At 71.3% G+C, this 16,153-nt stretch carries 12 protein-coding genes; 7 read left to right on the plus strand and 5 right to left on the minus strand.

What is annotated here, in order from left to right:
* The first annotated feature begins 119 nt into the window (after positions 1 to 119).
* Both recD2 and ACWD0A_RS07735 read left to right on the plus strand, forming a co-directional pair.
* Positions 120 to 2,339 (plus strand): SF1B family DNA helicase RecD2, encoded by a 2,220-nt coding sequence (gene recD2, locus ACWD0A_RS07730; protein WP_451295951.1) that lies wholly within the window; start codon positions 120 to 122, stop codon positions 2,337 to 2,339.
* A 247-nt stretch (positions 2,340 to 2,586) separates the two neighbouring features.
* Positions 2,587 to 3,876, plus strand: coding sequence for a citrate synthase (locus ACWD0A_RS07735; RefSeq protein WP_307715410.1), 1,290 nt, complete (start codon positions 2,587 to 2,589; stop codon positions 3,874 to 3,876).
* A gap of 505 nt (positions 3,877 to 4,381) precedes the next feature.
* On the opposite strand, the gene ACWD0A_RS07740 is transcribed toward ACWD0A_RS07735, so the two are convergent.
* The 4 genes from ACWD0A_RS07740 to ACWD0A_RS07755 all read right to left on the minus strand — a co-directional run bounded on the left by ACWD0A_RS07740 (position 4,382) and on the right by ACWD0A_RS07755 (position 8,570).
* Positions 4,382 to 6,592 carry a heavy metal translocating P-type ATPase gene (locus tag ACWD0A_RS07740; protein WP_451295953.1) on the minus strand — a complete coding sequence of 737 codons (2,211 nt, stop codon included), beginning with the start codon at positions 6,590 to 6,592 and terminating at the stop codon, positions 4,382 to 4,384.
* 167 nt (positions 6,593 to 6,759) lie between these two features.
* Entirely contained in the window at positions 6,760 to 7,077 is a 318-nt protein-coding gene (locus ACWD0A_RS07745) for a heavy-metal-associated domain-containing protein (protein ID WP_451295636.1), read from the minus strand.
* Between the two features lie 173 nt (positions 7,078 to 7,250).
* On the minus strand, positions 7,251 to 7,448 hold the full coding sequence (locus ACWD0A_RS07750) for a MarR family transcriptional regulator (RefSeq protein ID WP_307715413.1): 198 nt from the start codon (positions 7,446 to 7,448) through the stop codon (positions 7,251 to 7,253).
* A 210-nt stretch (positions 7,449 to 7,658) separates the two neighbouring features.
* Positions 7,659 to 8,570 carry a sugar phosphate isomerase/epimerase family protein gene (locus ACWD0A_RS07755; RefSeq protein ID WP_451295638.1) on the minus strand — a complete coding sequence of 304 codons (912 nt, stop codon included), beginning with the start codon at positions 8,568 to 8,570 and terminating at the stop codon, positions 7,659 to 7,661.
* Positions 8,571 to 8,695: 125 nt separating this feature from the next.
* On the opposite strand from ACWD0A_RS07755, the gene iolC reads away from it, so the two are divergent.
* The 5 genes from iolC to mmsA are packed head-to-tail and all read left to right on the plus strand — an operon-like array spanning position 8,696 to position 14,873.
* On the plus strand, positions 8,696 to 9,691 hold the full coding sequence (gene iolC / locus ACWD0A_RS07760) for a 5-dehydro-2-deoxygluconokinase (RefSeq protein ID WP_451295640.1): 996 nt from the start codon (positions 8,696 to 8,698) through the stop codon (positions 9,689 to 9,691).
* On the plus strand, positions 9,688 to 10,572 hold the full coding sequence (locus ACWD0A_RS07765; protein WP_451295642.1) for a Cgl0159 family (beta/alpha)8-fold protein: 885 nt from the start codon (positions 9,688 to 9,690) through the stop codon (positions 10,570 to 10,572). The genes iolC and ACWD0A_RS07765 overlap by 4 nt, the downstream gene beginning before the upstream one ends.
* A 16-nt stretch (positions 10,573 to 10,588) precedes the next feature.
* The gene (iolB, locus tag ACWD0A_RS07770; protein WP_451295644.1) at positions 10,589 to 11,488 is read left to right on the plus strand and encodes a 5-deoxy-glucuronate isomerase; all 900 of its coding nucleotides are present in this window, start codon (positions 10,589 to 10,591) and stop codon (positions 11,486 to 11,488) included.
* Positions 11,485 to 13,356: a 3D-(3,5/4)-trihydroxycyclohexane-1,2-dione acylhydrolase (decyclizing) gene (gene iolD / locus ACWD0A_RS07775; RefSeq protein ID WP_451295646.1), complete on the plus strand. Its 1,872-nt coding sequence runs from the start codon at positions 11,485 to 11,487 to the stop codon at positions 13,354 to 13,356. Before iolB ends, iolD begins: the two co-directional genes overlap by 4 nt.
* 14 nt (positions 13,357 to 13,370) lie before the next feature.
* Positions 13,371 to 14,873, plus strand: a complete 1,503-nt coding sequence (mmsA, locus tag ACWD0A_RS07780; protein WP_177150902.1) for a CoA-acylating methylmalonate-semialdehyde dehydrogenase — start codon at positions 13,371 to 13,373, stop codon at positions 14,871 to 14,873.
* Positions 14,874 to 14,942: 69 nt separating this feature from the next.
* Here the strand turns inward: mmsA and ACWD0A_RS07785 are convergent, their stop codons facing one another.
* The gene (locus tag ACWD0A_RS07785) at positions 14,943 to 16,133 is read right to left on the minus strand and encodes a S8 family peptidase (protein ID WP_451295648.1); all 1,191 of its coding nucleotides are present in this window, start codon (positions 16,131 to 16,133) and stop codon (positions 14,943 to 14,945) included.
* Positions 16,134 to 16,153: the final 20 nt, after the last annotated feature.

Consider the following 16,153-nt stretch of genomic DNA (forward strand, 5'->3'; position numbering starts at 1 on the left):
GCGCGCGTTCCCGCGAGCGGCGACGGACGACGGCGCGGACCCGTGAACCGCGCAGTTGTCCACAGGCCTCCCGCGCTGTCCGACCCCGGCGATACCGTCGCCTCATGTCCAACCAGGTCATGCCCCGCCTCGCCGTCCTCGAAGGCGTTCTCGAGCGGATCACGTACGCCAACGAGGAGAACGGCTACACGGTCGCCCGCGTCGACACCGGCCGGGGTGCCGGTGAGCTGCTCACCGTCGTCGGGTCGCTCCTCGGCGCGCAGGTCGGGGAGTCGCTGCGCATGGAGGGGCGTTGGGGCTCCCACCCGCAGTACGGCAAGCAGTTCACGGTGGAGAACTACACCACCGTCCTGCCCGCCACCGTCCAGGGCATACGGCGCTACCTCGGCTCCGGGCTGATCAAGGGGATCGGGCCGCGCATCGCCGAGCGGATCGTCGACCACTTCGGCGTCGACACGCTCGACGTCATCGAGCAGGAGCCGAAGCGGCTCATCGAGGTGCCCGGTCTCGGGCCGAAGCGGACGAAGCTGATCGGGGCCGCCTGGGAGGAGCAGAAGGCCATCAAGGAGGTCATGGTCTTCCTCCAGGGCGTGGGCGTCTCGACGTCCATCGCCGTGCGCATCTACAAGAAGTACGAGGACGCCTCGATCTCCGTCGTCAAGAACCAGCCGTACCGCCTCGCCGCCGACGTGTGGGGCATCGGCTTCCTGACCGCGGACAGGATCGCGCAGGCGGTCGGCATCCCGCACGACAGCCCGGAGAGGGTCAAGGCGGGCCTGCAGTACGCGCTGTCCCAGTCCACGGAGCAGGGGCACTGCTTCCTGCCGGAGGAGCAGTTGATCGCGGACGCCGTGAAGCTGCTCCAGGTGGACACGGGGCTGGTCATCGACTGTCTCGCGGAGCTCGCGGCCGACGAGGAAGGGGTCGTCCGGGAGCAGGTGCCCGGTCCCGACGGCGGTGAGCCGCTCACGGCGGTCTACCTGGTGCCCTTCCACCGGGCCGAGCTGTCCCTCGCGGGCCAGCTGCGCAGGCTGCTGCGCGCCGAGGAGGACCGGATGCCGGCCTTCCGGGACGTCGACTGGGGCAGGGCACTGGCCTGGCTCGCGGAGCGCACGGGCGCCGAGCTGGCGCCCGAGCAGGAGGCCGCGGTCAGGCTGGCGCTCACGAGCCGGGTGGCCGTACTGACCGGCGGCCCGGGCTGCGGGAAGTCGTTCACGGTGCGGTCGATCGTGGAGCTCGCGCGGGCGAAGAAGGCGAAGGTCGTGCTGGCGGCGCCCACCGGCCGGGCGGCCAAGCGGCTCGCCGAGCTGACCGGGGCCGAGGCGTCGACGGTGCACCGGCTGCTGGAGCTCAAGCCGGGCGGGGACGCGGCGTACGACCGGGACCGGCCGCTGGACGCGGACCTGGTCGTCGTCGACGAGGCGTCGATGCTCGATCTGCTGCTCGCCAACAAGCTGGTCAAGGCGGTGGCGATGGGCGCGCACCTGCTGCTCGTCGGGGACGTGGACCAGCTGCCGAGCGTCGGCGCGGGCGAGGTGCTGCGCGATCTGCTGACGGACGGCGGGCCGGTGCCGAGCGTGCGGCTGACGCGCATCTTCCGGCAGGCCCAGCAGTCGGGCGTCGTCACCAACGCCCACCGGATCAACTCCGGTATGCAGCCGGTCACCTCGGGGATGACGGATTTCTTCCTCTTCGTGGCGGAGGAGACGGAGGACGCGGGCAGGCTGACCGTGGACGTGGCGGCGCGGCGGATTCCGGCGAAGTTCGGGCTCGACCCGCGGCGGGATGTGCAGGTCCTCGCGCCGATGCACCGCGGGCCGGCCGGCGCGGGCACGCTCAACGGACTGCTGCAGCAGGCCATCACCCCGGCCCGGCCGGACCTGCCGGAGAAGAGGTTCGGCGGGCGGGTGTTCCGTGTGGGCGACAAGGTGACCCAGATCCGCAACAACTACGACAAGGGGCGCAACGGCGTCTTCAACGGCACGGTCGGGGTCGTCACCTCGCTCCAGCCCGACGACCAGCGCCTGACCGTCCTGACGGACGAGGACGAGGAGGTGCCGTACGACTTCGACGAGCTGGACGAGCTGGCGCACGCGTACGCGGTCACGATCCACCGCTCCCAGGGCAGCGAGTACCCGGCCGTGGTGATCCCGGTCACCACCGGGGCCTGGATGATGCTCCAGCGGAACCTGCTCTACACGGCCGTCACCCGCGCCAGAAAGCTCGTCGTGCTGGTCGGCTCCCGCAAGGCGATAGGGCAGGCCGTGCGTACGGTTTCCGCAGGCAGGCGCTTCACCGCGCTGGACCACCGGCTGGCTGGCGGGCCGCCGGTCGGCTGAGCGGCCCGGCGGCGGTTCGGGGGCCCCGCCCCGAGGGAAGGCGCCGGGAAGGGTGGGAAACACCACGCCTGCCCCGTCCCGGCTTTCAGAACCAGGGCGAAGGGGGCAAGATGAGCAGGTTGGCGGCACTGAGTGCCGCCGATGGGCCCAATGGTCGACCCCGAGTGCACTCTCCTGAGCCAAATGGGGGATGGTAGAGACAGTCAGGGCACCTCGAAGTAGAGGCACTACGTCGGTGAGGGATGACGTGAGCGACAACTCTGTAGTACTGCGGTACGCGGACGGTGAATACACCTACCCGGTGGTCGAGAGCACCGTCGGTGACAAGGGCTTCGACATCGGGAAGCTCCGAGCCCAGACCGGTCTGGTGACCCTGGACAGTGGATACGGCAATACCGCCGCCTACAAATCCGCGATCACCTACCTCGACGGCGAGCAGGGCATTCTGCGCTACCGCGGCTACCCGATCGAGCAGCTGGCCGAGCGCTCCACCTTCCTCGAGGTGGCGTACCTGCTGATCAACGGTGAGCTTCCCACGGTCGACCAGCTGGCGGGGTTCAAGGGCGAGATCACGCAGCACACCCTGCTGCACGAGGACGTCAAGCGTTTCTTCGACGGCTTCCCGCGCGACGCCCACCCCATGGCCATGCTCTCCTCCGTGGTCAGCGCGCTGTCGACGTTCTACCAGGACAGCCACAACCCGTTCGACGAGAAGCAGCGCCACCTGTCCACGATCCGGCTGCTGGCCAAGCTGCCGACGATCGCGGCCTACGCGTACAAGAAGTCGATCGGTCACCCCTTCGTCTACCCGCGCAACGACCTCGGGTACGTCGAGAACTTCCTGCGCATGACCTTCTCGGTCCCCGCCCAGGAGTACGAGCTGGACCCGGTCGTGGTCTCCGCGCTCGACAAGCTGCTGATCCTCCACGCGGACCACGAGCAGAACTGTTCCACCTCCACGGTGCGCCTCGTCGGCTCCTCGCAGGCGAACATGTTCGCCTCGATCTCCGCCGGCATCAGCGCCCTGTGGGGCCCGCTGCACGGTGGCGCCAACCAGTCCGTCCTGGAGATGCTCGAGGGCATCCAGGCAGGCGGCGGCGACGTCGACTCCTTCATCCGCAAGGTGAAGAACAAGGAGGACGGCGTCCGCCTGATGGGCTTCGGCCACCGCGTCTACAAGAGCTTCGACCCCCGGGCGAAGATCATCAAGGCGGCGGCGCACGACGTCCTCTCGGCCCTCGGCAAGTCCGACGAGCTGCTGGACATCGCCCTGAAGCTGGAGGAGCACGCGCTCTCCGACGAGTACTTCGTCTCGCGCAACCTCTACCCGAACGTGGACTTCTACACGGGTCTGATCTACCGCGCGATGGGCTTCCCGACGGAGATGTTCACCGTGCTCTTCGCCCTCGGCCGTCTGCCGGGCTGGATCGCCCAGTGGCACGAGATGATCAAGGAGCCCGGCTCCCGCATCGGCCGTCCGCGCCAGATCTACACCGGCGAGGTCCTGCGCGACTTCGTCCCCGTCGAGGCCCGCTAGACGCGCCGAAGGCGCGCGAAGACCGGCCGCTCGCGGCCGAGCCTTCCCGGACCGGGCCCGGCCCCGGTCCGGTGGGCTGCGCCCCGGTCCAGAGCCTGTTTCCTCGGGCCCCGCTGCCCCTCAGGGGGCGCGTCCTCCGGACGAGCGAGCCACCAGGCGAGCAAGCGCGGAAAGCGCCCCGCTGCCGATCCCCCCACGGGTCGGCGACGGGGCGCTTCCCATATCCCCGAGCGGATTCCCCCCACGGGATCCGGCCGGGCGTCTGCTGGGCAGCAGAAGCTCCTCGCGCGGTCTGCCGGGGTACGTACGCACGGGAGGGCCGCTCAAAGCTCCCCGGGCACGTGCCCCGGCCAACGCTTGCCTGGAACGTCCCCCAAGACATTCCATGAACGTCCCCCAAGACGTTCTCGGCATCGCCCACTTAGACTCGCGAGGAGTCTTAATGGTTACCCCCAAATATCTGTGATCTAGGTCTCCTTGTGAAGGTCTTGTGACCTGTTTGTAGTCACGAGAAGGAGCGCAGGCGCAGGCTGTTGGTGACGACAAACACGGACGAAAAGGCCATGGCGAAACCCGCGATCATGGGGTTGAGCAGGCCGAACGCGGCCAGAGGCAGGGCCGCGACGTTGTAGCCGAAGGCCCAGTAAAGATTCCCTTTGATCGTCGCCAGAGTCCGACGGGCGAGACGGATCGCGTCCGCGGCGACCCGCAGATCACCCCGCACCAGGGTCAGGTCCCCGGCCTCGATCGCCGCGTCCGTGCCGGTGCCCATCGCCAGGCCGAGATCGGCGGTCGCGAGCGCTGCGGCGTCGTTCACACCGTCGCCGACCATCGCGACCGTCCGGCCCTCGGCCCGCAGCCTCTCGACGACCCGCACCTTCTCCTCGGGCAGGACCTCCGCGTACACCTCGTCCACGCCCACCTCGGCGGCCACCGCCTCCGCCACGGCCCGCCCGTCGCCGGTCAGCAGCACCGGGGTGAGCCCGAGGGCCCGCAGCTCCCGTACCGCCTCGGCGCTGGTCTCCTTCACCGCGTCCGCGACGGTGAGCACCCCGAGCGCCTTGCCGTCCCGGGCGGCGTAGACGGCGGTACGGCCCCGGTCGCCGGCCGCGGCCGTCACGAGCGCCTCGGGCAGCTCCACACCGGCGTCCCGCAGCAGCGCCGCGCGCCCGACGAGCACCTCATGGCCCTCGACCGTTCCGCGGACCCCGAGGCCGGGGACGTTCGCGAACGTCTCGGCGGCGGGCAGCGGGCCGACGCGCCCCTCGGCGCCCTCGGCGACGGCGCGTGCGATCGGGTGCTCGGAGGCGTGCTCCAAGGCGCCCGCGAAGCGCAGGAGTGCCGCCTCGTCGGCGTTTTCGGCGGGGTGCACGCCCTGAAGGGTCATCCGGCCGGTGGTGACCGTTCCGGTCTTGTCCAGGACGACCGTGTCGACCGTGCGGGTCGACTCCAGGACCTCGGGTCCCTTGATGAGGATCCCGAGCTGCGCGCCCCGGCCGGTGCCCACCATCAGGGCCGTCGGGGTGGCGAGGCCGAGGGCGCAGGGGCACGCGATGATCAGTACCGCGACGGCGGCGGTGAACGCGGCGGTCGCGTCGTCGGTCGCGAGCAGCCAGACCACGAGCGTCGTCAGCGAGATCAGCAGCACGACGGGCACGAAGACCGCCGACACCCGGTCCGCGAGACGCTGGACCTCGGCCTTGCCGTTCTGCGCGTCCTCGACGAGCTTCGCCATGCGGGCGAGGCGGGTGTCGGCGCCGACACGGGTGGCTTCGACGACGAGCCGGCCGGAGGCGTTGAGGGTGGCGCCGGTGACCTGGTCGCCCGCGGTCACGTCCACCGGCAGGGACTCGCCGGTGAGCATCGAGACGTCCACGGCCGACGCCCCCTCGACGACCGTGCCGTCGGTGGCGATCTTCTCCCCAGGCCGTACGACGAAGCGGTCGCCCACCGTCAGGCGGTCGACCGGAACGCGTACCTCCGCGCCGTTCCGCAGCACGGCCACGTCCTTCGCGCCCAGCTCCATCAGCGCGCGCAGGGCGGCACCCGCCCGGCGCTTGGAGCGGGCCTCCAGGTAGCGGCCGAGCAGGATGAACGTGATCACCCCGGCGGCCACTTCGAGATAGATCGCCGAGCCCCCGTCCGTGCGGGAGACGGCCGGATCGAAGGCGTGACGCATGCCCGGCATGCCCGCCTGCCCGAAGAACAGCGCCCACAGGGACCAGCCGAACGCGGCCAGTGTGCCGGTGGACACCAGCGTGTCCATGGTGGCCGCGCCGTGCCGCAGGTTCGTCCAGGCGGCGCGGTGGAAGGGCAGCCCGCCCCAGACCACGACGGGAGCGGCGAGGGTGAGCGAGAGCCACTGCCAGTTGTCGAACTGCAGGGCGCCGATCATCGACATGAGGACGACGGGCGCGGAGAGGGCGGCGGAGACGACGAGACGCTGCCACAGGGTGCGCTGCTCCGTGTCCGTCCCGGCCTCGTTCCCTTCGCCGGTCCCGGCCGACGGGGTCGCGTCCTGCGGCTCGGGGGCCGGGGGCGGCGGCTCCGCGGCGGTATAACCGGTCTTGACCACGGTGGCGATGAGGTCGGCGACCGGCATGTCCGGCGGGTAGCTGACGTGGGCCTTCTCGGTCGCGTAATTGACCGTGGCGCTCACGCCGTCCATGCGGTTCAGCTTCTTCTCGACGCGGGCCGCGCAGGAGGCGCAGGTCATCCCGCCGATGGTGAGCTCCACCTGGGCTGTTTCCACGTTCGGGACTCCATGCGTACCGAGGGCCGGGCCTTACCCGACCAGTATCGGACCGATCGGGAGGAGCCCGGTCCCCGGTACGTACGGTGCGACGCGCCGACAGGTCCTGGCGCGCTCGGTTCCGGTGGCGTTCAGGCCCGGCCGACCAGCTCGTAGCCCGCCTCGTCGACGGCTGCGCGCACGGCGGCCTCGTCGAGCGGCGCGTCGGAGACCACGGTCACCGTGCCGGTGGCCGCGACGGCCCTCACCGAGCTGACCCCCGGGATCTCGGAGATCTCGCTGCTGACCGCGCCTTCGCAGTGGCCGCAGGTCATGCCGGAGACCTGGTAGACCGTGGTGACAGCGCCGGCCTGGGCGTCCGCCCCGGTGTCGTGGCAGGAGCCGTCGGCCGAGCAGCAGGAACCGGAGCCCTGGACGGTCTCGATCTCGATCTTCGTCTCGGTGGTCATCGCGTTCTCCTCATGAGCGGAACGTACACGTGCATGATGCGCCAGGAGCCCACGGGAAGGCCGAAGCTCCCTGACGCAGACACTTTATACCCCCAGGGGGTATGAGGCCAACAGGTGGGTGCCGCCTCGCCGGGAACCGGTGGATCCGGGGCTCCGCACCGCATGCGGGGGCCTCACCTTCTGCGGCCTCTGTTCCCGGGCCTGTTGGCCACCCAGAGGCGGATGGTGTCGGCGAACCAGTACGGCTTACCGGCCTCCACATGGTCGGGGGGCGGAAGAAGGCCGTGCTTCCGATACGAACGGACCGTGTCCGTCTGCACCTTGATGTGCACGGCGATGTCCTTGTAGGACCAGAGCTTTCTGTCCGTCATGTGTCCGGCACCTCCCTGCGCGCAGCAGCGGCGGGCGGGATGCCGTCGGGGGTGCTGCCGCGCGGACGCTGGCGACGCTGAGCCTTTGCCCCGTGAACGACGGTGGGAGGAGGAGGGGGCAGGGCTGTCGACCGCCTGTGACGTAACGCATGCGTAATGGCGACATGCGTGATCAGGCGGTGACAACCGTGACAGATGCGCAGCAGGCGCTCAGACGCCGCAGGACCGCAGAAATCCGCGCGTGCGTTCCGCGATCGGGAGGGGTTTGTCCGGCGGGCAGGGGTACATGTCCTGTTCGACGATGGCGAAGAGGTCGACACCGAGAGCCGAGGCCGCGTTCAGGACGGGCTCCAGCGCGGGTACGCCGGCCGGGGGTTCGCACATGACACCGCGGCCGACCGCCGGGCCGAAGGGCACCTCGTCGGCCACCACTTGGGCGAGCACCGCGGGGTCGACCTGCTTGAGGTGGAGGTAGCCGATCCGCTCGCCGTACGTCTCGATGAGCTTCACGCTGTCACCGCCGCAGTAGGCGTAGTGGCCGGTGTCGAGGCAGAGGGAGACGAGGTCGGGGTCGGTGGCGTCGAGGAAGCGGCTGACGTTCTCCTCCGTGTCGATGTGGGTGTCCGCGTGCGGATGGACGACGATCTTCAGCCCGTGGCGTTCGCGCACCTCGCGGCCGAGGCGTTCGCTCTGGGCGGTGAGATCGCGCCACTGCCGAGAGGTCAGCGTGCGGTCCTCCAGCACCCGGCCCGTCTTGTCGTCGCGCCAGAAGGAGGGGATGACGACCAGGTGCTCCGCGCCCATGGCGCGGGTGAGCGCGGCGATGTCCGAGACGTGGGCCCACGTCTGCTCCCAGACGGCGGGGCCGTGGTGCAGTGCGGTGAAGACGGTGCCGGCCGAGACCTTCAGTCCCCTTCGGGCGGTCTCCTCGGTGAGCCGCGCGGGGTCGCTCGGGAGATAGCCGTAGGGGCCGAGCTCGATCCATTCGTAGCCGGCCCGGGCGACCTCGTCGAGGAAGCGCTGCCAGGGGACCTGCTGGGGATCGTCGGGGAACCACACGCCCCAGGAGTCGGGGGCCGAGCCGACCCGGATGCGGTTCAGGGCGGGGACGGAGGAGGTCATGCCGGTCAGCTTTCCGGCCGCCGGAGAAGGGTGTCAAGGCTTGGTCCGAATGTCCGGACAAAACATTGACAGGGTTCATGGGTGAGGGCTAGACCTGAGGGCACCCCCTGACCGAAGGGACGCGCATGTCTTTGCCGTACGACGTGATCACGATGGGCCGGATCGGGGTGGACCTCTATCCACTGCGTACCGGGGTCCCGTTGGCGCAGGTCGACACGTTCGGGAAGTTCCTCGGCGGCTCGGCGACGAACGTCGCGGTCGCGGCGGCCAGGCTGGGCCGGCGGACGGCCGTGATCACCCGGACCGGGCAGGACCCCTTCGGCGAGTATCTGCACCAGGCGCTGCGCGAGTTCGGCGTGGACGACCGGTGGGTGACGCCGGTCGAGGAGTACCCGACGCCGGTCACCTTCTGCGAGATGTTCCCGCCGGACGACTTCCCCCTCTACTTCTACCGGCAGCCCAAGGCGCCCGACCTGGAGATCCGGGAGAGCGAGCTGGAGCCGGAGCCGATCCGGGCGGCGCGGATCTTCTGGATGACCGGCACGGGACTGTGCGCGGAGCCCAGCCGGACGGCGACGCTGGCCGCGCTCGCGCACCGGGACAAGTCGGGGACGACCGTGTTCGACCTCGACTGGCGGCCGATGTTCTGGGCCGACCCGCAGTCGGCCGGCCCGCACTACGCGAAGGCACTCGCTCTGGCGACCGTCGCCGTGGGCAATGCAGAGGAGTGCGCGATCGCGACCGGCGAGCGTGAGCCGGACGCGGCCGCCGAGGCGCTGCTGGCCGCGGGCGTCGAGCTCGCCGTGGTCAAGCAGGGCCCCAAGGGGGTGCTCGCCGTGCACCGGGACGGCACACGCGCCGAGGTACCGCCCGTGCCCGTGGACGTGGTCAACGGGCTGGGGGCGGGGGACGCGTTCGGCGGGGCCCTGTGCCACGGGCTGCTCGCGGGCTGGGAGTTGGACCGCGTGATGCGCTTCGCCAACGCGGCGGGAGCGGTGGTCGCCGCGCGCCTCGCCTGCTCGACGGCCATGCCGTACGAGGAGGAGGTCGCCCAAGTCCTCGCGGGCGGCCCCGTCCCCTCGGACCCCAGCCGCATCGACCGGGCGCGGGGGGCCTCGTGAGCCGCGTCGACATCGGCGAGCTCGTAGGGATCCGGACCCGGCACCCCGAGGCCGTCGCCGAGGCCGCCACGCGGCGGCGCAGACGCACGCGCCTCGTCGGCGACCGCGGACGGCTGGTGATCATCGCGGCCGACCACCCCGCCCGCGGCACGTTCGCCGTCGGCGACCGCCCGCTCGCCATGGCCAACCGGCTCGACCTGCTGGAGCGGCTCTGCCTCGCCCTCTCGCGCCCCGGGGTCGACGGCGTCCTCGCCACCTCCGACATCCTCGACGACCTGCTGCTCCTCGGCGCGCTCGACGACAAGGTCGTCATGGGCTCCATGAACCGCGGCGGGCTCGCGGGCGCGTCGTTCGAGCTCGACGACCGGTTCACCGGCTACCGCGCCCGCGATCTGGACCGGCTCGGCTTCGACGCGGGAAAGCTGCTGCTGCGCATCGACTACGACGACCCGGCCTCGCTCGACACCCTGGCCGCGGCCGCCCGCGCGGTCGACGAGATGGCCGAGCGTCGGCTTCCCGTCTTCGTGGAGCCGTTCCTCTGTCACCGGATCGACGGCCGGCTGCGCAACGATCTCGGAGCCGAGGCCGTGACCCGGTCCATCGCCATCGCCTCCGGACTGGCCGGCACCTCCGCGTACACCTGGCTCAAGGTGCCCGTGACCGAGGACCTAGACGACATGCGATCCGTGATGGAGACCTCCACCCTCCCCGCGGTGCTGCTCGGCGGCGACGCGGGCAAGGACCAGGACAGGGCGTACGAGAGGTGGCGCGCCGCACTGCAACTGCCCACGGTCCAGGGGCTGGTGGCCGGCCGCGCGCTGCTCTATCCGGTCGACGGCGACGTGGCGGGCGCGGTCGATACGGCCGTGGGCCTGCTGTAGGGGGTACGGAGAAGGCATGAGCCACGACCAACCGCACCAGGGCGCGCCGGGCGCCGGCGCCGCACCGCGCAACGGCACACCGCGCGGCGGCGGGACGCCGGCCGGCAAGCTGCCCGGCCTGCACGTCCCCGCGGGCAGCGCCGCCCATGGACCGTACGCCCTGAGCATCACCCCCGAGGAGGCCGGCTGGGGCTATTCCCAGCTGCGCGTGCTGGAGCTGGAACCGGGCGGTTCGCATCCGCTCACCACCGGCGACAGCGAATGGATCGTGCTGCCCCTCAGCGGCGGTTGCACGGTGCAGACGCAAGGCGAGATCTTTGAACTGCAGGGGCGGGACGGCGTGTTCGGCGGAGTGAGCGACTTCGCGTACGTGCCGAGAGACGCCCATGCCCAGATCGCCTCCGGCGCGGGAGGCCGCTTCGCCCTGGCAGGAGCGAGGTGCGAGCGCCGACTCCCCGCTCGCTACGGCCCCGCGCCGGAGGTACCCGTCGAGGCCCGCGGCAGCGGGATCCAGGCCCGCGAAGTGCGCAACTTCGCGGCTGCCGGTGCGTTCGCCTGCGACCGGCTGATCGCTGTCGAGGTGCTCACCCCCGGCGGCAACTGGTCCTCCTATCCGCCGCACAAGCACGACGAGCGCGTCCCCGGCGAGGAGAGCGAGCTCGAGGAGATCTACTACTTCGAGATCGACGGCGGTGGCGTCGGCTTCCAGCGGGTGTCGCCCTCGCGTCCCGGCGGCGCCGATGTGCTCGCCGAGGTCCGCAGCGGCGACGCGGTCCTCGTCCCCGACGGCTGGCACGGGCCGTCCGTCGCTGAGCCGGGCCACGCCATGTACTACCTCAACGTGATGGCGGGACCGGCCGCCGAGAGGGAATGGCTGATCCGCTTCCACCCCGACCACGCGGAGGGTTACCGATGACGCGGCTGACCACGGCCCAGGCTCTGGTGCGCTTCCTGTCCCACCAGTACACCGAGCGCGACGGCCGCCGCCGGCGGCTGATCGCCGCCACCTGGGGCATCTTCGGGCACGGCAACGTGGCGGGCATCGGCCAGGCCCTCGTCGAGTCCTCCGCGGACATGCCCTTCGTCCAGGGCCGCAACGAGCAGTCCATGGTGCACGCCGCCGTCGGCTACGCCCGCCAGTCCCGCAGGCTGTCCGCGCACGCGGTCACCACCTCCATCGGCCCCGGCGCCACGAACCTGGTCACCGGCGCCGCGCTCGCCACCGTCAACCACCTGCCCGTCCTCCTGCTGCCCGGCGACGTCTTCGCCACCCGCCCCGCCGACCCCGTGCTCCAGCAGCTCGAAGTGCCGTACGCGGGCGACGTGTCGGTCAACGACTGCCTGCGCCCCGTCTCCCGCTGGTTCGACCGGGTCACCCGCCCCGAGGCCCTGGTGCCGGCCGCGCTCCAGGCGATGCGCGTCCTCAGCGACCCCGCGCAGACCGGCGCCGTCACGCTCGCGCTGCCGCAGGACGTGCAGGCGGAGGCGTACGACTGGCCGGAGGAGTTCTTCACCGACCGGGTGTGGCACGTGCGCCGCGCCCGCCCCGACACGGACGCGCTCGCGCAGGCCGCGGACGCGGTGCGCCGGGCACACCGGCCGCTGATCGTGGCGGGCGGCGGCGTCCGCCACAGCGAGGCCGAGCAGGCGCTGCGCGCGCTCGCCGACGCCACCGGCATCCCCGTCGCCTCCACCCAGGCGGGCAAGGGATCTCTGCCGCACGACCATCCCTGCGACATCGGCGGCATCGGCCACACCGGTACCGCCACCGCCGACGACCTGGCCCGCACCGCCGACCTGGTGATCGGTGCCGGCACCCGCTGGACCGACTTCACCACCGCCTCCTCGACCCTCTTCGCCGCCCCCGGCGTCCGCTTCGTCAACATCTCCGTCGCCGCCTTCGACGCCCACAAGATGGCCGGCCTCGCGCTCGTCGCCGACGCCCGCGCCGCACTCGCCGAGCTGGCCGCCGCCCTCGCGGGCCACCGCGTGGACGCGGCGTACGAGAAGGAGTACGCGCGGGGGAAGGAGCGCTGGGAGCAACGGGTCGACGCCGCGTACGCGGCGGGTGACGAGGACGCGGCGCCCACCCAGCCCCAGGTCCTCGGCGTCCTGGACGCCCTCGTGACCGAGGACGACATCCTGATCAACGCCGCCGGCTCCCTCCCGGGCGACCTGCACAAGCTGTGGCGCACCCGCTCCGCCGACCAGTACCACGTCGAATACGGCTACTCCTGCATGGGCTACGAGATCCCGGCCGCGATCGGCGTGGCGATGGCCGCACCGGGACGCCCGGTCTGGGCGCTGGTCGGCGACGGCACGTATCTGATGAACCCCACCGAGATCGTCACCGCCGTGCAGGAGGGCGTCCCGATCCGGATGGTGATCCTTCAGAACCACGGGTACGCGTCCATCGGAGGCCTGTCCGAGACGGTCGGCGCCGAGCGCTTCGGCACGGACTACCGGCAGCGGACCGGCCCCGGCCGCACGTACACAGGACCGCCGCTGCCCGTCGACCTGGCGGCGAACGCCGAGTCGCTGGGCATGCGGGTGATCCGCGCCAGGACCGTGCGTGACCTGCGCGAAGCACTGGCCGAGGCACGTGCGGCGGACGCCCCCACATGTGTCTACGTGGAGACCGGAACGGCAGACATTGTGTCGGGCGCGCCCGGGGCACAGGCGTGGTGGGATGTTCCGGTGGCCGAGACCGCGACCCGCCCGTCGGCGGCCTGGGCCCGGGAGGAGTACGACCGGCAAGTCGCATCCCGACGCCGCCATCTCTGAAGGAGTTTTTCGCCATGACGAAGACCGTCAACCACTGGATCGGTGGCAAGACCGTCGAGGGTGCGTCCGGCAACTGGGGTCCGGTGACCGACCCGGCGACGGGAGAGGTCACGACCCGGGTCGCCCTGGCCTCCGTGGAGGAGGTCGACGCGGCCGTCTCCGCGGCCAGGGAGGCGTACGCGACGTGGGGCACGTCGTCGCTGGCGCAGCGCACGGCGGTTCTGTTCCGGTACCGGGCGCTGCTCGACGCCCGCCGCGACGACATCGCCGCCCTGATCACCGCCGAGCACGGCAAGGTCCACTCGGACGCACTGGGCGAGGTGGCCCGCGGTCTGGAGATCGTCGAGCTGGCCTGCGGCATCACCACCCAGCTCAAGGGCGAGCTGTCGACCCAGGTCTCCAACCGTGTCGACGTCGCCGCCATCCGCCAGCCGCTCGGCGTCGTCGCCGGCATCACGCCGTTCAACTTCCCGGCGATGGTGCCGATGTGGATGTTCCCGCTGGCGATCGCCTGCGGAAACACCTTCGTCCTCAAGCCCAGCGAGAAGGACCCGTCCGCCGCGAACCTGCTCGCGGAGCTCGCCGCCGAGGCCGGCCTGCCCGACGGCGTGCTGAACGTCGTCCACGGCGACAAGGTCGCGGTCGACGCGCTGCTCGCGCACCCCGACGTCGCCGCGGTCTCCTTCGTCGGCTCCACCCCGATCGCCCGCTACATCCACACCACCGCTTCCGCCAACGGCAAGCGCGTCCAGGCGCTCGGCGGCGCGAAGAACCACATGCTGGTCCTGCCGGACGCGGACCTGGACGCGGCGGCCGACGCCGCGGTGTCGGCAGCGTACGGCTCGGCGGGCGAGCGCTGCATGGCGATCTCCGCGGTGGTCGCCGTCGGCGCGGTCGGCGACGAGCTGGTCGAGAAGATCCGCGAGCGCGCCGAGAAGATCAAGATCGGCCCCGGCAACGACCCCGCCTCCGAGATGGGCCCGCTCATCACCGCCGCCCACCGCGACAAGGTCGCCTCCTACGTCAAGGGCGCCGCCGACCAGGGCGCCGAGGTCGTCCTCGACGGCACGGGCTTGCGCGTAGACGGCTTCGAGGACGGCCACTGGATCGGCCTGTCCCTGCTCGACAAGGTCTCCACCGACTCCGACGCCTACCGCGACGAGATCTTCGGTCCGGTGCTGTGCGTGCTGCGCGCCGAGACGTACGAGGAGGGCGTGGCGCTGATCAACGCCTCGCCGTTCGGCAACGGCACCGCGATCTTCACCCGTGACGGAGGCGCGGCCCGCCGCTTCCAGCTGGAGATCGAGGCCGGCATGGTCGGCGTCAACGTACCGATCCCGGTCCCCGTCGGCTACCACAGCTTCGGCGGCTGGAAGGACTCGCTCTTCGGCGACCACCACATCTACGGCAACGACGGCGTGCACTTCTACACCCGCGGCAAGGTCGTCACCACCCGCTGGCCGGACCCGGCCGACGCCCCGGCGGGCGTGGACCTGGGCTTCCCGCGCAACCACTGACGCACAGGACCGGGGCGGGCCCGTCGCCGGGCCCGCCCTCGGTGTCCGTACCGCTCCTTCGGGGCGCGCCTAGAACAGCGAGTACAGCAGCTTGTTCGGGGAGCCCGTGAGCGCGTTCTGGACCTTGCCGCTGGTCGCGTTGGCGACCAGGGCGTCCCTGACCTGGGCCGGGGTCGCCGTGGGGTGGGTGGACAGGTAGAGCGCGGCCGCGCCCGCGGTGTGCGGGGCCGCCATCGACGTGCCCGAGATGGTGCTCGTGGCCGTGTCGTTGTCCTTCCACGCCGAGGTGATGGACACGCCCGGTGCGAACAGGTCCAGGCAGGTGCCGTAGTTGGAGAACGACGCCCGGCGGTCCGCGCTGTCCGTCGCGCCGACCGTGATCGCCTCGGGGACGCGGGCGGGCGAGTAGTCGCAGGCATTGGCCGGCAGGCCCAGGACGGGAAGGCCGTTGCCCGCGGCGATGGAGTAGCTGACGCCGGAGGCGATCGACTTCTTCACCGCGCTGTCGAGCGAGGTGTTCGCCGAGCCGCCGAGGCTCATGTTGGCGACGGCCGGCTTCCTGGCGTTGGCGGTCACCCAGTCGACGCCCGCGATCACACCGGCGGTGGTGCCGGAGCCGTTGCAGTCCAGGACGCGTACGGCGACCAGGTTGACGTTCTTGGCGACGCCGTAGGTCCTGCCGCCGACCGTGCCCGCCACGTGCGTGCCGTGGCCCTGGCAGTCCTGGCCGTTCTGGCCGCCGCCCACCGTGTCCGTTCCGACGCGCGCGCGTCCGCCGAATTCGCTGTGCGAGGTGCGGATTCCGGTGTCGATGATGTACGCGTTCACGGTCGACGCGGTCGTGCTGTACGTGTATGTCTTCGACAGCGGCAGGCTGCGCTGGTCGATGCGGTCGATGCCCCAGGTGGCGTTCGGCTGGGTCTCGTTGAGACGGACGATCGAGTTCTGCTCGACGTACGCCACCCGCGGGTCGGCCGCGAGCTCCTTGGCCTTCTCCTCGGACATGGAGGCGGAGAAACCGCTCAGGACGCTGCGGTAGGTGTGCTTGGGCGTGACACCGAGATCGGCGGCACGTGTGCTGCCGTCCTTCAGGACGACGATCCAGCTGTTGTGTACGGCGGTTGCAGTGGGGGCGAGACGAAGATCGCCGAGGGTCACGCTCTGCGCGGTGGGGGATATGGCGAACTGGAGACCGGTCGCGGCGGCGACTGCTGATATCAGCGCCGCCGCGCGACGGGCAGTGGGTCCCATCTCGTGCACCTGTACCTTTCGTTGACCGG

The sequence above is a fragment of the Streptomyces sp. NPDC002867 genome, assembly GCF_053591895.1.

Excerpts from the sequence above, each read along its gene's own strand:
- mmsA (WP_177150902.1), top strand. The coding sequence starts at position 13,371 with ATGACGAAGACCGTCAACCACTGGATCGGTGGCAAGACCGTCGAGGGT.
- iolB (WP_451295644.1), top strand. The coding sequence starts at position 10,589 with ATGAGCCACGACCAACCGCACCAGGGCGCGCCGGGCGCCGGCGCCGCA.
- recD2 (WP_451295951.1), top strand. The coding sequence starts at position 120 with ATGCCCCGCCTCGCCGTCCTCGAAGGCGTTCTCGAGCGGATCACGTAC.
- ACWD0A_RS07745 (WP_451295636.1), bottom strand. The coding sequence starts at position 7,077 with ATGACCACCGAGACGAAGATCGAGATCGAGACCGTCCAGGGCTCCGGT.
- iolC (WP_451295640.1), top strand. The coding sequence starts at position 8,696 with ATGTCTTTGCCGTACGACGTGATCACGATGGGCCGGATCGGGGTGGAC.
- iolD (WP_451295646.1), top strand. The coding sequence starts at position 11,485 with ATGACGCGGCTGACCACGGCCCAGGCTCTGGTGCGCTTCCTGTCCCAC.
- ACWD0A_RS07755 (WP_451295638.1), bottom strand. The coding sequence starts at position 8,570 with ATGACCTCCTCCGTCCCCGCCCTGAACCGCATCCGGGTCGGCTCGGCC.
- ACWD0A_RS07740 (WP_451295953.1), bottom strand. The coding sequence starts at position 6,592 with ATGACCTGCGCCTCCTGCGCGGCCCGCGTCGAGAAGAAGCTGAACCGC.
- ACWD0A_RS07750 (WP_307715413.1), bottom strand. The coding sequence starts at position 7,448 with ATGACGGACAGAAAGCTCTGGTCCTACAAGGACATCGCCGTGCACATC.